11 protein-coding genes, 1 tRNA gene and 1 other RNA gene are annotated in these 14,927 nt (G+C 56.8%); 1 reads left to right on the top strand and 12 read right to left on the bottom strand.

All coding sequences use genetic code 11. From position 1 onward, the window contains the following. Nucleotides 1-4: 4 nt before the first annotated feature. The 11 genes from Q7U71_03925 to Q7U71_03975 all read right to left on the bottom strand — a co-directional run bounded on the left by Q7U71_03925 (nucleotide 5) and on the right by Q7U71_03975 (nucleotide 10,501). Nucleotides 5-1,345, bottom strand: coding sequence for an MFS transporter (locus Q7U71_03925; GenBank protein ID MDO9390905.1), 1,341 nt, complete (start codon nucleotides 1,343-1,345; stop codon nucleotides 5-7). Nucleotides 1,346-1,360: 15 nt separating this feature from the next. After that, nucleotides 1,361-2,230 carry an aminoglycoside 6-adenylyltransferase gene (locus Q7U71_03930; GenBank protein ID MDO9390906.1) on the bottom strand — a complete coding sequence of 290 codons (870 nt, stop codon included), beginning with the start codon at nucleotides 2,228-2,230 and terminating at the stop codon, nucleotides 1,361-1,363. Next, the gene (gene dut / locus Q7U71_03935; protein ID MDO9390907.1) at nucleotides 2,227-2,682 is read right to left on the bottom strand and encodes a dUTP diphosphatase; all 456 of its coding nucleotides are present in this window, start codon (nucleotides 2,680-2,682) and stop codon (nucleotides 2,227-2,229) included. The genes Q7U71_03930 and dut overlap by 4 nt, the downstream gene beginning before the upstream one ends. 131 nt (nucleotides 2,683-2,813) lie before the next feature. Beyond that, nucleotides 2,814-4,007, bottom strand: a complete 1,194-nt coding sequence (locus tag Q7U71_03940) for a pyridoxal phosphate-dependent aminotransferase (protein ID MDO9390908.1) — start codon at nucleotides 4,005-4,007, stop codon at nucleotides 2,814-2,816. Between the two features lie 122 nt (nucleotides 4,008-4,129). Further along, nucleotides 4,130-4,699: a hypothetical protein gene (locus tag Q7U71_03945; GenBank protein ID MDO9390909.1), complete on the bottom strand. Its 570-nt coding sequence runs from the start codon at nucleotides 4,697-4,699 to the stop codon at nucleotides 4,130-4,132. Beyond that, on the bottom strand, nucleotides 4,687-4,914 hold the full coding sequence (locus Q7U71_03950) for a hypothetical protein (protein MDO9390910.1): 228 nt from the start codon (nucleotides 4,912-4,914) through the stop codon (nucleotides 4,687-4,689). The genes Q7U71_03945 and Q7U71_03950 overlap by 13 nt, the downstream gene beginning before the upstream one ends. Before the next feature lie 99 nt (nucleotides 4,915-5,013). Continuing rightward, nucleotides 5,014-6,297 carry a pitrilysin family protein gene (locus tag Q7U71_03955; protein MDO9390911.1) on the bottom strand — a complete coding sequence of 428 codons (1,284 nt, stop codon included), beginning with the start codon at nucleotides 6,295-6,297 and terminating at the stop codon, nucleotides 5,014-5,016. 251 nt (nucleotides 6,298-6,548) lie between these two features. Next, entirely contained in the window at nucleotides 6,549-8,252 is a 1,704-nt protein-coding gene (gene recJ, locus Q7U71_03960; protein ID MDO9390912.1) for a single-stranded-DNA-specific exonuclease RecJ, read from the bottom strand. Nucleotides 8,253-8,485: 233 nt separating this feature from the next. Then, nucleotides 8,486-8,898, bottom strand: an RNA gene (rnpB, locus tag Q7U71_03965) — RNase P RNA component class A. A gap of 160 nt (nucleotides 8,899-9,058) precedes the next feature. Further along, nucleotides 9,059-9,640: a ribonuclease HI family protein gene (locus Q7U71_03970; protein MDO9390913.1), complete on the bottom strand. Its 582-nt coding sequence runs from the start codon at nucleotides 9,638-9,640 to the stop codon at nucleotides 9,059-9,061. Nucleotides 9,641-9,787: 147 nt separating this feature from the next. Further along, nucleotides 9,788-10,501 carry a C4-type zinc ribbon domain-containing protein gene (locus Q7U71_03975; GenBank protein MDO9390914.1) on the bottom strand — a complete coding sequence of 238 codons (714 nt, stop codon included), beginning with the start codon at nucleotides 10,499-10,501 and terminating at the stop codon, nucleotides 9,788-9,790. A 497-nt stretch (nucleotides 10,502-10,998) separates the two neighbouring features. Here Q7U71_03975 and Q7U71_03980 point away from each other — a divergent pair, with 497 nt between their 5' ends. Beyond that, entirely contained in the window at nucleotides 10,999-14,625 is a 3,627-nt protein-coding gene (locus Q7U71_03980; protein ID MDO9390915.1) for a LamG-like jellyroll fold domain-containing protein, read from the top strand. Between the two features lie 220 nt (nucleotides 14,626-14,845). On the opposite strand, the gene Q7U71_03985 is transcribed toward Q7U71_03980, so the two are convergent. Beyond that, a tRNA-Val gene (locus Q7U71_03985) sits at nucleotides 14,846-14,924 on the bottom strand. Nucleotides 14,925-14,927: the final 3 nt, after the last annotated feature.

The following is a 14,927-nucleotide window of genomic DNA, read 5'->3' on the forward strand; positions in this document are numbered from 1 at the left end:
GATGTCAGACATCTGATCCAGCTTCGGGATTACTGCGTTCGGTCTTCTTCTGCCGGCGCACGATCCGGAAACCCGCCAGGGTCAGGACTGCCAGGGAAATGCCGCTCCAGAAAAGAACGGTCCGTTCCTGGTTCACCGAGCCAAAGGCCGGCAGAACTAATTGGGCCAGGAATCCCAGGGTCAGGGCGCTGGCCACGAACCCGGCGTCCAGGATGATGTCCCGGGCCGAGAATATCCGCCCCCAGATGGAGCGGTCCACCGACTCGTGGAACAGGGTGTTTTGGGCGGTCATCACCGGCTGCAGGAACACTCCCCCCATGAAGGTGATGGCCAGCAGGTGCCAGTAGCTGGAGCTTTTGGCGAACAGCATCACCATCAGGCTTAAACCGAAGAGCCCTCCGATGATGATGTGGCGGCGGGACAGCCGGTGCAACAGGAAACCCGACAGCAGGGCCCCGGTCATCATGCCCCCGCCCAGCAGGCCGCCTAAAAAGCCGACCCCGCTGGTCCCGGCCCCCACTTTCAGGTCCTTCTGGGCGATCACGATCACCAGGGGATACAGACTGCCGCCGAAGATGGACACCAGCAGCAGGGAGAAGGTGACGAAGCGGACCTTGGGGTTCAACTGATAGACGTGCTTCAGCTCGGCCAGGTCGGTTCTAATGTTCTTCCAGCGCTTTTGCCACAACCGGCCAAAACCCTCTTCTTTGGTGCGCTCCGGCAATTTCTCATAGGATTTGATCAGGGCCAATGTCAGCAAAGAGGCGGCAAAGGAAAGGCTGTCCAGGTAGAACCCTGCCTCCCAGGGCTCTATGTGCAAATGCTTCCAGAACTGCCCCACTACCAACAGTCCCCCGCCCACAAATCCCAGCACCCCGGCCAGCTTGTTGATGAAGTCCATCACCGCGTTGGCGGCGAAGATCTTCTCCGGCGGCACCAGGTAGGGGATGTAGGACACCCGGGCCGAGTTGGCGAACAGCACGAACAGGTAGTTCAGGCAGACCAGGGGAAACAGGACTATCACCGTTCCGGTGAGCTTGATCAGAATCGGTATGGACAGGATGATCAGGGCCCTGGCCCCGTCGGCCAGCATCAGCATGCTGCGCTTGGAGCGGCGGTCTATCAGCACCCCGATGAACGGTCCGAACAGCAGGGCCGGCAGGGCGATGGCCACCGGGATCTGGGAATAGGCCAAAGGCGCCCGGGTGGTGAACTCGCCCACCGCCGCGATCAGGGCGATCTGGGCCAAAAAGTCGCCAAACTGGGAGATGAACTGCCCGGCAGAGAACAGGGCAAACTTGGGCTCGGCCAGGGCCGAGGCGAAATGTTTGGAGTGTTCAGACATTTACTTTAGACGGGATTAATATATAGTTTTAGCATCTTTTGATAAAGCCTTAACATGGTGCAGATGAGCCGTGACCTTTTTATCATCTTCAGAAGGATATTTATAGTCAAAATGCCCCGCCACCTGGGTGGATACTGTCCTGAAGAGGGTGCACATGTTGAATAGCGATTGCCAAATATCCTCTAAGTCAGAACCGGAATAAGTATTTATCAATTGCTGCCACATCTCAGGTTCCAGATAGTTTTTAAAATACCTCCCCATTTTGCCGGGGTTTTTAGAGAATCCTGTTTTTATCCCGACATGCCATTCCAACATCTTCACCAGCTGTTCCCTGACTACATTGTCGAGCATATGCTTGGCATATATCAATTCATCCCGCCACAAGCCTTTGGCCACATATGGGCAGACCCACCAAAATTCTTTGCAACAATCGGCAAACTGTTTTTCTGATGGCTGTCGAGGGAAATAGTCTTTGTCGCTTGGCGGTGGGAGTATCCCAGCAATCCCATCCTTGTCCAGCAGTAAAAGGCTCTGGCTGTCTTTGGTAACCTTGCCTGTCTGCGAGACGGGACAGATACTAAGATCGATCCGGTTACCGTCGACAAATTGCATCAAGTAAGTGTAATTGCCACCACCAGCCGGTGGGGGATATTCCATGTCTTCGGGTGTCTGCAGGATCATCAGTTCGCCAAACCGCTTGATCCAATCATAATTTCGTCTTAACTGCGTTACATCCGTAACAAGATAAACTATATCATAATCCTGAAATATATCTTTGAGAGCATTGGGATCAGCGCGCGAACCATTCAGAATTACTGCACGGATACGGTCATCCTCATTAGCAGTATTAAGAATGAGGTCAAGTATTTCCTTTTCGGTTCTCATTTCTTGCCGTTTATGCCGGTATGCCCAAAACCACCAGATCCCCTCTTGGTTTTCTTTAGTACCTTGGCCTCAGATAGCCTAGCTCTGGCCACTGGGGAAATTACTAACTGGGCTATCCTATCTCCGGGATTGATGTTAAAGGCCTTTGCCCCCAGGTTTACCAGGATCACCCCCACCTCGCCCCGGTAGTCGGCGTCGATGGTTCCCGGCGCGTTGACGATGGAGATTCCGTGTTTCAGCGCCAGGCCGCTGCGGGGGCGGATCTGGCCTTCGTAGCCCACGGGAATTTCCAGGGCCAGGCCGGTGGGAACCAGTTTGATCTCACGGGGCTTTAAGGACATTGGTTTTTCCAAAGCTGCGCAAAGGTCCATCCCCGCGGCGTGCCTGGTGGCATAGGCCGGGATCAGTGCCAAAGAGTTTAGCTTGGTGATCTTGAGCTTGACGGATTTCATTTTTGTTTAATAAATAATTAATGATGCCATTTTTAACATTATAACAACTGTCCTGATTTTTGACAACATCTATTTGCAGAAAAGCCAAAAGGGCGATTCGTTAAAATCGCCCCTTGCTTTTGTCCTGTGACCTACCTTCTTCCGTTGTAAGCCTTGACCCCCAGGGCCAGCAGCTGCATGGCTTTCTTGAGGTCGGCCCCCTTTAAAACGTAAGCGATCCGGATCTCCTGCTTGCCCTTGCTGGGGTCGGCGTAAAATCCGTCTCCCGGGGCCACCATGGTGGTGGCACCCTGGTGGGAAAAGTCGGTCAGCATCCACTGGGCGAACTTGTTGGAATCATCTATCGGCAGCTGGGGCATGATGTAGAAGGCCCCCTTGGGTTTGGTGAACACGGCGCCGTCTATCTTGGCCAGCTCGTCGCAGACGATGTCCCGGCGGTGCTGGTACTCGTTCACCATCTTCTTCAAATACTTGTGGATGTTCTTGTATCCGGCGATGGCCCCCACCTGCTCGATGGTGGGCGGGCAGAGCCGGGCCTGGCCCAGCTTAAGCGCGGCCTGCATGATGTGGGGGTTGCGGCTGACCAGGCAGCCCACCCTGGCCCCGCAGGCCGAGAAGCGCTTGGAGACGGAGTCCAGCATGATGGCCCGGTCCTCGGCCCCCTTGATGTGCAGGATGCTGGTATGGTAGCCGCCGTCGTAGATGAACTCCCGGTAGACCTCGTCGGCCAGCAGCCAGAGGTTCTTCTCTTTGGCCAGCCCGGACAGCATCTCCAGGTCGGCCCGGGAAAATACCGCCCCGGTGGGGTTGTTGGGCGAGCAGAACAAAATGGCCTTGGTCTTCTTGGTGATCCGTTTGGCGAACTCGGCCTTGCTGGGCATGCCGAATCCGTCCTCCACGTCGGTGGGCACCGCCACCAGCTTGATGTCGGCCATGCTGGCGAAGCCGTTGTAATTGGTGTAGAAGGGCTCGGGCACCAGCACCTCGTCCCCGGGGTCGCCCACCGCCATCAGGGCGAACACTATGGCCTCGGATCCGGCGGTGGTCACCATCACGTCGTCGATCGACAGCATGATGTCCAGTTTCTCAAAATAGCGCTTGATCTCCTGGCGCAGCTCCGGCAGTCCCAGGCTGGGGCCATAGGCCAGCACTTCCTCCCGGAAGTTGCGGATGGCGTCCATGATCTCCTTGGGGGTGATGATGTCGGGCTGGCCTATGTTCAGGTGGTAGACCTTTGTTCCCCTGGACTTGGCCTGGTCCGCCAGCGGCACCAGCCGGCGGATGGGCGAAGCCTGCATGGCCGCCGAACGTTTGGACGGCATCAGCTCGGCCTTCTTGGCTTTTGACTTGGCAGACATGATGTTTCCCCTTGTATGATTATTTGTATTTATGAAAACCGCGGAATATTGAAGTGCATGACCCGGCAATGATCAAGGACCGGTTCTTGTCAATCAGTCACCGCCTGTGCTTCCAAGGACGCCAATAACTCAGTTAGGCCAATGGACCGTGCCATTGATCGCAGATAATCCATATCCAGTTCTTTCCGTTGTATCTCCCAAACAGCCAAGGCGTCTTTGAATTGAACCGTATTTTCTACCCCCTGCCGGTGCCAGTCTAGTTTCAGCAGTATGATGTCTTCGGGCGTGGCAATGAATGTTTTTTGACCCAGTACCACCGCCTGACGGCGGCGGAGGAAAGCCGAACGTTTCAGGGCATCATCCTCATCATAAATCCAGAAATCGGCCTTAAGTCCTGTCTCCGAGTCGATCAGATTGAACATGGCCCTGGTTTTGACCGCCTCGGCCGCCGCCTCTTCGCTGAGATAATACCGGGGCGCTGGATATTTCGAAGATAGCACCTTTATCTGCCCAAACGTAAAGACTACTGCCAGGTCTACATCATGGGTCAGCCGCGGCTGGCCGTAGAAATTCGATGCCACCGAGCCTGTCAGCATGTACTGGACGCCGATTTCGTTTAGCGCCCGGATCACCGAAGTGAAAAATTCTATCTGTTGCATCGCAAAAGGCGCTTGGTAGTTTCCTGCTGGATCTGCCTGTCATCGTATTCGGGATGCCGGTCGCGGATCCCGTCCTGCATCAGGCGCAGAGCCAGGTCGTGAAGTTCAAAACCCAGCACCACCCGTTGCTCGCCGGTCATTTTCCGCAAGACTTCCAAATATTCCCGGCGCTGCAGTTTGTCTTTAAGCTTTGGTAATTCTGGTGTATTGGTCATTGGATTTTATTTCTGATTATCGTTGGGTGCCTGTCGATTATATTTACAGTTTACAGTTATCCGTTTACTGTTAACAGTTCATTGTTCACTGTTAATTGTTTAAAGCTGTTCCTGCAGTCTGGCCAGGGAATATTTCTTCTGGTTCAACGGTCCCAGGATGGCCGCCCCCAGCTTTTGGGGCACCAGCAGGTTTTGGGCCATCTGCCGCACCTGGTCTATGGTCACCCGGTCTATCAGGACCGCGGTCTCCTCCGGGGTCAGGTAGGGCTCGTGGTGCAGGGCCATCTTGGCCAGGCGCATCATCCGGTTGGAGGTGCTCTCCATCCCCAGGAACAGGCCGCCCTTGAGCTGCTCCTTGGCGTTGTCCAGTTCGGCCCGGGAAACGGGATTCCTGGACATTTGCCTGATCTCTTTGAGCGCCATGGCCAGGGCCTGGTCCGTCTTGTCGGGAGACACGCCCAGATAGACCCCCAGCACCCCGGTATCCCGGTAAAGATCGGTGAAGGAGAAGACCGAGTAGGCCAGCCCGCTTTGCTCCCGGATCTTCTGGAACAGCCGGGAGCTCATGCCCCCGCCCAGGATGGTATTCAGCACCAGAAGGACATAGCGCCGGGGATCGTTGGTGGCCAGGGCCGGCATCCCCAGGCAGATGTGGGCCTGGGATATCTTGCGGGACAGCATCTTTAAAGAAGGCTTGAAGTCCGGGACAAAGGGCTTGGCCGCCAGCTCCTGCCTTTGGGCCGGGCCGGGGAAATACTTTTCCAGCATCCGGCAAAAACCCCGGTGATCCACCTGGCCGGCCAGGGACACCATCATGTGGGGCGGCCGGTAGCATTGACGCCAGAAGTTTTTGACCCTGGGGGCGGTGAACTCCCGGCAATTTTCCCTGGAGCCCAGGATGGGAAAGCTCAAGGGGTGCCCGTCGAACATGGCCTCGGCAAAAAGCTCATACACCAGGTCGTCCGGGGTGTCCTCCACACTCTTGATCTCCTCGGCGATCACCATTTTCTCCCGGGCCACGTCCCGGGGATCGAACTTCAGGTTGGTGACTATGTCGGCTATCAGCTCCAGGGCCAGGGCCTGGTGGCGCTGCTGGACCCGGGCGTAAAAACAGGTCTCCTCCTTGGAGGTAAAGGCGTCCAGGTGCCCGCCCACCGATTCCAGGCACAGGGCGATGTCCCGGGCGCTCCGGTTCTTTGTCCCTTTGAAGGCCATGTGTTCTATGAAGTGGCACATCCCCCGGGTAGCGGGAGATTCGTCGCGCGAGCCCCGGGCCAGCCACAGCCCCACGGCGATAGAGGCGGCCCCGGAGATGTTCTCGCTGACCGCGGTCAGTCCGGAAGAAAGGACGGTTTTATGGTGCTGCGTTTTGATCTTCTGCATCCTAACCCAGATAAGCCAAAACTATAAGGAAGCCAGGAAAGACAGGAAAGGATTCCCTGCTTCCCTGCCGGACTTCGGTAGTTGTGGCTGATGCCATGATTTCTATAATATTTATTATATTTTGCATAGATAATTAGTTTTGGTTGGCATAAATGGAAATGCTTGTTTGATTTCGTGTAACCGATAGGATTCCTCCTGGTAAACCTTCCTGGTTTCATGGCTTCCTAATAAATATTCCTTCACTTTATCGGCTACCGCACCTTGATATCCTTGACCCGCAGCTGCAGCTTTTTGCGGCCCTGCCACTCGTTCTCCTCCAGCACAAAGGCCAGGTCCAGGCTGCAGTCCCGGTCCTCCAGTTCGTCCAGGAGGTCGCCGAAGGAAAAACCGATGGTGTCGAATATCTTCTGGTTTTGCTTGACCTTGAATTTCAAATGATTCTTGCCCACGATGTAGGGCGTGCCCACCACCCGCAGTTGGTCCGATACCAGCACCGGATGGCGGTTGCCCGGGCCGAAGGGGGCGAACAGGGAAAAGCTCTGGGCCGTTTCCAGGTCTATGGAGTCCAGGTCAACCTCGGCATCCAGGGTCTGGCTGGGGATCATATCCTCGGGGCTCAATACCTCATCGGCATACTTGTTGATGTCGGTCCGGAACTGGGGGATGCTCCCGGCATCGATCGACAGGCCGGCCGCATATTTGTGCCCCCCGTATCCCAGCAGGTGCTGCTGGCATTCCTTGAGGGCCTGGTGCAGGTGAAAGGCGGTGATGGAGCGGGCCGAACCCTTGCCCTTGTCGCCGTCCACCGCGATCAGGATGGTGGGCCGGTAAAAGGCCTCCACCAGCCTTGAGGCCACTATCCCGATCACCCCCTGGTGCCAGGTGTCGGAGGACAGCACTATCACCCGCTCCTTGTTCAGGTTGACCTGCTGTGCCACCATATCCATGGCTTCGTTCAGGATCAGCTCGTCGATCTCCTTGCGCTTGCGGTTCTCCTCATCCAGCGATCTGGCGATGGTAAAGGCCTCGTCCTGGTTTTCGGTCACTAAAAGCTTTAAAGCCAGGTCGGCCGTGCCTATCCGGCCGGCGGCGTTTATCCGGGGGGCCACCACAAAGACTATCTGGCCGGAATCCATCGGCTTGCCGGACAACCCGGTCACCTCCAGCAGGGCCCTGATGCCCGGCTTGCTGCTGTTCTTGATCCGCTCTATCCCGAACTTGGCCAGCACCCGGTTCTCGCCGGTCAGGGGGACGATGTCGGCGATGGTGCCCAGGGCCACCAGGTCCAAGTGCTGCTCCAGCGCAGCGTCCTCCATTCCCAGCCGGCGGTACAGGGCCTGCATCAGCTTGTAGGCCACCCCCACCCCGGCCAGTTCCTGGTAGGGATAGGTGCTGTCGCCCCGCTTGGGGTCCAGTACTGAGATAGCTTCGGGCAGGCTGTCCTTGGTCTCGTGGTGGTCGGTGATGATGCAGTCTATCCCAAGACTTTTGGCCAAAAGCACCTCCGGGTGGGCGGTGATGCCGCAGTCCACCGAGATGATCAGTTTCACCCCCCGGCGCTGGGCCTCCTCCACCCCCGAAGCCGAGATGCCGTAGCCCTCCTGGATCCGGTTGGGAAGGTACCAGGAAACCTCGGCCCCCAGGGCAAACAGGCTGCGCCACAGCAGGGCGGTGCCGGTGATGCCGTCCACGTCATAGTCGCCGTAGATCATTATCTTCTGCCGGGCGGCCAAAGCCTCTTCTATCCGGACCACGGTCTTTTCCATGTCGTTCATCAGATACGGGTCATGGAGATCCTTCAGGGTGGGACGCAGGAACTGCCGGGCCTCGGGCCCGGTGGTGATCCCCCGGGCCACCAGCAGCCTGGCTATGATGGAAGGAACTTCCAGCGAAGCGGCAATTTTATTGACCAGTCCGGTCTCCACCGGCTGGGGATAGATCCAGTTTTTTTCCATTAAGCAAAATACTTTCAAAGTTGCAAGTTATGGTAACCTTTCAGCCACGATATTTTTCTCAGTTACCATTATTGGCCACATAAAGCACATAAGCCACAAAAGCGTAGTAGCGTTACTACGTAATAACGTCAAACGGGTTTATTTTGTGCCCCTTGTGCCCCTTCGGTGCAACTCAGGGCATGCTTTTGTGGCTAAATTATAATGGTTCTGATGGTAACCCTAAGCCAGGACAAAAACGGACAGGATCTGTAAGCCGAGTTCTGTATCCCGCCAGAGGCGGGACGATGATCATCTATCTGCCCCCCGCCATTACAGCGGGAGATCAAGCGACCTACCCTTCCGCTTTACGGCCGGACCGGCCTTCTTAAAACCCTGCCACAAGGACAAGGTTTTGGCGGCGGAATCTATTTGGTCTTGCTCCGGCAGGGGTTTGCCTGGCCCCGGACATTGCTGACCGGGCGGTGAGCTCTTACCTCGCCATTTCACCCTTACCTCCCCCGAGGGAGAGGCGGTATATTTTCTGTGGCACTTTCCGTCCCCGCCGCATTACCGGCGAAGCCCCCGGTATTCCCGGGGCTGCCTGTCCTCCGGAGCTCGGACTTTCCTCCCCCCGCCAGAGGCGGGGAGCGATCACCCGATCCTGCCCGTTTTTCTCCTGTTTACCTTGGTTGATTTATTCTCACGCACCATGGAACCTATCCACAGATTTTACAGATTTTCACAGATTACCAGATTTGTTCCCATTGGCTTGTAATAAAATCTGCGTGAATCTGCGCAATCTGCGGATCGGGAAGTCCAACCTTTAATTATAAGTCTTCCTTTGCGACTTTGTCAATGGCGATATTGGACAACCGGTCGGCCAGGCGGTTCTCGGCCCGGGGCACGGCTTTGATCTCCCATTTCTGGAACTTTTCCAGCAGGGAGTGGGCCTGGGTGAAATATATTTTCAGACGGGGTTCCTTGATCTTGTACTCTCCGGTGATCTGCTTGGCCATCAGCTCGCTGTCGGTCTGGATAAGGATCCGGAGATGTTCCCGTTCCAGGGCCAGGGTCAGGCCCATCACCAGCGCCTGGTACTCGGCCTCGTTGTTGGTGGCCTTGCCCAGATACATGGTCTTTTCGGCCAGGGAACGCCCCTGGCTGTCCAGCAGGGCTGCGCCGGCCCCGGCCGGTCCGGGGTTGCCCCGGGCCGCCCCGTCCACCGCCAGGGTCACAATGTCCACCCCGGTCTCCTGTTCTATCTTGTCGGCTAATGCCACCAAGGCCTCTTTCAGGTCGGCCCGGCTGCAGCCCTCTTCCTCGGCCACCTGTGACAGGTGATGGTCGTTGGCTATCTTGCGCAGCACCAGCGAAAGTCTGGCCGAGATCTTGTTCTGTTTTTTGACCATGTTCCCTCCTTGACCTAGCGGTAAATAATTAACTGCTGATTGAGGTTTTATATTTTATGAGTCCACAATAAATCTTGCATTAAAACTATTATTTGAGAAATGATCTGTCAAATCTGCGTAATCTGCGGATAGAACATTCCAATCAGTTCAAATCTCTTCCTGGGACCACACCAGTATTCTCCCGCAGGTCTCGCAGGTGATCAGCTTCTCCATTTTCTTGATCTCGTTGATGAACTGGGGCGGCAGATTGGCAAAGCAGCCTCCGCAGGAGGCCCCGCTGACCGGGACCACCGCGGTCCCGGGCCGCCCCTGCATGATCCGGTGATAGACCGAGGCGATCTCCGCCGGCAGGGTTTTGACCACCGTTTCCCTCTGGGTCAGCAGGCCGGTCAGCCGGGCTTCCATCATGGCCAGTTCTTCCAGCAGGGTTTTCCTTTTGCCGTCCAGGTCTTTTTTAAGGAGATCGTACTGCCGGGAGAACTCCTTTTCCTGCAGGGCCAGGGCGTCCAAATGCTCCATCTCCAGCAGTATTTTTTCCTCAATTCCGGAGATATTCACCTTGCCCTGCTCGATCTCCTGCTGCATGGCCGTATATTCCTTGTTGGTCTTTACCTGGGGCAGCTGAACATGCAGTTTTCTTAAAGCGGCGGAGGCTGACTCCAGGTCCAGCTCCCCGGCCTTTTTGACCTTGGCGCTCTCCGCCAGCTTTTGCCCGACCTCCCGCATGGCCCCGGCCCCCTCCTGCTCCCGGAGATTGAGCTCGTTCAGCTCCTGGGGGATGGCCTCCAGCCGCTGCCTGGCCGAATAGATATCGGCGTCCAGCACCTGGATCCGGCAAATGGTCTTAAACTCTTCTTTCATGGCCCGCCATATGTTGTAAATTAAAAAGGTGCGCCTGGCAAATTAAACCAAAACGCACCTGTTATAAGGCATCGGCCCCGGTTTTCCTGCCTGCCGAAGCTGCTTTAAAGGACCTGATTATGTTAAGTTTCATCTGCATTTTGCGTTGTTTTATCCATTCCATTTTAGCACCAACGGCCTGGTTTGTCAAATTAAAAATAGGGCCAAACAATGGACCGCTTGCAGGAATAACTACCCTAAAAGCATTGAACTATTTGGGGGCAGGTCTCTCATTTGTGGCGGGCGGGGGTACGCTTCATCCGGTTGCTTGACATCTATCCAAAAATGACATAAAATGTATGGGTAATGGTATTCTCTTCATGGTTGAATTATCGCCAGATGTTTATTGGTTTTCAGAAACAAGATAATTGGCCTCCTCTGGAAAACCATCTATTGGACCATGCTTTTAAAATTGATCATTTAACAACCACATACAAACAACTCAAGGAGACACACCCGTGAAAACTTGGTTCGCTATCATGGCAGCGCTGGTGCTGCTGGGAACATCCGCCCTGGCCCAGGAAGTGCCGGGTAATGCCCTGTGGTTCGACGGCAGCAACGACTGGGTGGACTGCGGCTATGATCCATCCCTGCAGCTAACCGGCGGGGCCATAACCCTGGAGGCCTGGATCAAGGCCGACACCTGGAGGAGCAACATCTGGGAGGGGAGCATCATCGAAAAAGAACAGGCCTCTCCCGACAACGGCTACATGCTGCGCTGCGGCGATAACGGCTCGGCCAACTTCAATATCGGCAACAACGGTTGGAGTGAGATCACTGCTTCTAACGTGATGGAGCTGGGGCGCTGGCACCACCTGGCCGGGGTTTATGACGGCAGCATGCAGTACCTGTATGTTGACGGCCAACTGGCAGCCTCGCGATCGAACACCAATGGGATCGGAGCAACCCTTGTTCAGTTGTACCTGGGTTCTTCCTTCCTCTACAACGACCGCACCTTTGACGGGATGATCGACGAGGTCCGCATCTGGAACACGGCCCGCAGCCAGGCCCAGATCCAGGCCTCCATGAACGATACCATTCCCTCTGATGATACTCCGGGCCTGGTGGCCTACTACCGGTTCGACGAGACCGGCGGCGACACTCTGCACGACCTGACCACCAATGTCAACTTCGGGATCATTACCAATTTCACTGACACTGCCTGGACGGCATCCTATGCCATGGTCCAGCCCCAGTCCCTGCCGGCCGCCGGCGTCACCGACTCCGGCTTCACCGCCAACTGGTCGGCCCCGGCCTTTGGCCCGGCGCCAATCAAGTACTACATCGACGTGGCCACCGACTCGCTGTTCGACACACTGGTCAGCGGCTGGGACCAGCAGGACGCCGGGCTGGCCACCTCGGCCGTCGTCAGCGGCCTGGTTGACGGTTCTGCCTATTATTACCGGGTCAACGCCTTCGGCGGGGACACCCTGGGCCTAAGCCAGCATTCGCCGGCCATCGCCGTCTATACCGTGCCCCTGCGCCCGGTCGAGCAGGACAGCCAGATCAACGTGACGATCGGAGGCAGCAAGGCTGCTATCAACTGGGCGGATGGCTCGGCCCGCCGGCACGTGGTGTTTCTGGCCCAGGATTCGGTCGGCTCGGCCTGGCCTTCCGACAACTTTACCTATGCTGCCAGCACCGTCTTCGGGTCCGGCTCCCAGATCGGCAGCAGCGGCTGGTACTGCGTGTACAACGGCGACTCGGCCCACTCCGCCGGCATCACGGTGACCGGCCTGAATCCCCTGACCAGTTACCGGGCGGTGGCGCTGGGCTACAACGGCATGCCCGGAACCGAGCTCTATCTTTCGGATACCACCCGCCAGAACCTGACTTCTTTCACCACGGTTGACGCTTTGTCGGGAACGGTCGAGGTCGGCGCCGGCCAGACTTACAACAGCCTTACCAATTCCGGCGGACTGTTCGAGAGCATAAGTCTCCAGGGCCTGAGCGGCAATCTGGCGGCCGTCATCACCTCCGATCTGGATGAGGATGGCAGCCATGGCCTGACGGATTTCGGAAGCTATACCCTGACCATCGCTCCCGACAGCGCCGTGCTGCGGACCATCGCCGGCGCCGTCGACAGCGGCCTGATCCGGCTGAACGGAGCCGACCGGGTGACCATCGACGGCCGCTTCGGCGGCGAGGGCCGCTACCTGCTGTTCCGCAACCTGGCCGACGGCGGCCCGGCCATCTCGATGTACAACGACGCCGGCTACGACACGGTGCGTCATTGCCGGATCGAGGGCTGGTCCACATCCTCCAAAAAGAAATCCGCCAAGAAGCCGGACTTCAGCAAGCTGCCCCCCCAGGCCAAGGCCGACTGGTACAAAAACCTGGCCGGATCAAAGGCCGGCGCCTCCAAGGCGCCCTATGCTGATTGTGTGGTCTACCTGGGCGGCACCGATCTCACCACCGGCAACCACCACATCGCCTTCGAACATAACATCATCGGCGACCGCAGCGACACCGCCCTGATCCCCTATGAACTGCTGGTCTGCGATGGAACCTACGGCAAACCCAACAGCCACATCACCATTGACGGCAACCTTTTTGCCAACACCTCTTATTACGGCATCGATATCTGGGACGGCTTCGGCGACGGCTGGAACATTACCAACAACAGCTTTTATATCCAGGATACGCTCGATGACTGGTATCCCCTGGGATTATGGCCTTCCAATTACGAACCGGGGGTCAACGCTGTCATTCAGGACAACTACATCGGCGGCACCGATTCGCTTTGCGGCGGCTCACCCGCCATCGCTTATTATGAGGTGGATGCCCTTGACTTCGGCTTCACTTACGACGGCCATGCCCTGGTTCAGGGCAATGTGATCCAGAATGTCCGCTGCATAGATCCGTCCTATAATTACCTGGAAGGCATCTATTTCTGGAACGGCAACGCCGACATCAGCGGCAACATCATCGGCCATCCCACCGACTCCGCCAAGGGCCTGTTCTTCAGTGGGGGATCGTCAAGCTACCTGTGGGCCATCGAAGCCAACGGCGAGAACGCCAACATCGACGGCAACATTGTAGCCAACATCCACTACAATGGCGGCACTTTCTGGGGCCTTGAGATCGTCAGCGACAGCGGATACGCCCGCAACAACCGGATCTACGCCTGCGGCCCGGACTCAAATCTTTCCAGCAGCGAGATCGTCGGGATCAACTACGAGGGCGGGTACGGGTACGGAACCTATAAGGTATACAATAACATGGTCTCTCTGATCGGCAACAGCCAGACCCCGATCTACGGCATATGGGACGAGGGCGACGAAAACCGGATGGAGGCCTATTACAACACGGTATACCTGGGCGGCAGCGACAGCACGGAATACAGCTACGCCTTCTACAAGGACAACTATGACACCTCGGCGGTGGTGATCAACAACATCTTCTACAACGCCCGGACCACGGTGGCCGGCGGCACGGCCCTGAACTACGCCATCTGCGTCAACAGCGACAGCAACCTGGTCAGCAACAACAACCTGCTGCGCACCGCCGTTCAGGATACCGTGGCCAGCTACGACGACGGAACCACGCCCCTGTCCCTGATGCAATGGCGGGACAGCACCGGCCAGGATATGAACAGCGTCAGCGTGCTGCCGGTGTTCCTGTCCTTGAACGACCTGCACCTGACCGGCGCCCAGGACAGCATCAGCAACTTCGCCCAGCCCATTGCCTGGATCACCACCGACATCGACGGCGATGCCCGCAACGTCACCACCCCCACCATCGGCTGCGACGAGTACTTTGATCCAGCGGGGATCGTTTCTGATCCGTCGACTATGACCAAACCCCTGGCCTACTCCCTGAACCAGGCCCGGCCCAACCCCTGCAAGAATTCTGCTGACATCAGCTATCAGCTGGCGGCTCCCGGCCTGGTCTCCCTCAAGGTCTACAACCTGGCGGGACAGCTGGTATCCACCCTGGTCAATGCCAGCCAGACGGCCGGACTGCACTCGGTGCGCTGGAACGGAAAGAGCGACCAGGGCCAGAGCGCGGCCAACGGGATCTACATCTACCGGCTGGCGGTCAACGGCTTCTCCGGGATCGGGAAGATGGTAGTTATCAAGTAATTCCAGACCTGACAGCAAAAGGGGCAGCCTTATGGCTGCCCCTTTTTGCATTGGTGGCAATAAATAAAACCCTTTCGCTTTCAGCAAAAGGGTTTTATAACTATGGTGGGCGATACAGGACTCTCTGCCGGCAGCCAGCTTGTTATGCCACCCGACGGCGGGACGCTTTAACCAAAACTGAAAAGACCGAAATCTAAAAGATGTCGGTCTTTTTTCTATATGGTGGGCGATACAGGACTCGAACCTGTGACCTCATACATGTCAAGCATGCGCTCTAACCAAAACTGAGCTAATCGCCCTTT

This window comes from bacterium (assembly GCA_030655055.1).
GTDB lineage: Bacteria > Edwardsbacteria > AC1 > AC1 > EtOH8 > UBA5202.

Coding starts and splice junctions, on each gene's coding strand:
- Q7U71_03925 (MDO9390905.1), bottom strand. CDS start 1,345: ATGTCTGAACACTCCAAACATTTCGCCTCGGCCCTGGCCGAGCCCAAG.
- Q7U71_03930 (MDO9390906.1), bottom strand. CDS start 2,230: ATGAGAACCGAAAAGGAAATACTTGACCTCATTCTTAATACTGCTAAT.
- dut (MDO9390907.1), bottom strand. CDS start 2,682: ATGAAATCCGTCAAGCTCAAGATCACCAAGCTAAACTCTTTGGCACTG.
- Q7U71_03945 (MDO9390909.1), bottom strand. CDS start 4,699: ATGCAACAGATAGAATTTTTCACTTCGGTGATCCGGGCGCTAAACGAA.
- Q7U71_03950 (MDO9390910.1), bottom strand. CDS start 4,914: ATGACCAATACACCAGAATTACCAAAGCTTAAAGACAAACTGCAGCGC.
- Q7U71_03955 (MDO9390911.1), bottom strand. CDS start 6,297: ATGCAGAAGATCAAAACGCAGCACCATAAAACCGTCCTTTCTTCCGGA.
- recJ (MDO9390912.1), bottom strand. CDS start 8,252: ATGGAAAAAAACTGGATCTATCCCCAGCCGGTGGAGACCGGACTGGTC.
- Q7U71_03970 (MDO9390913.1), bottom strand. CDS start 9,640: ATGGTCAAAAAACAGAACAAGATCTCGGCCAGACTTTCGCTGGTGCTG.
- Q7U71_03975 (MDO9390914.1), bottom strand. CDS start 10,501: ATGAAAGAAGAGTTTAAGACCATTTGCCGGATCCAGGTGCTGGACGCC.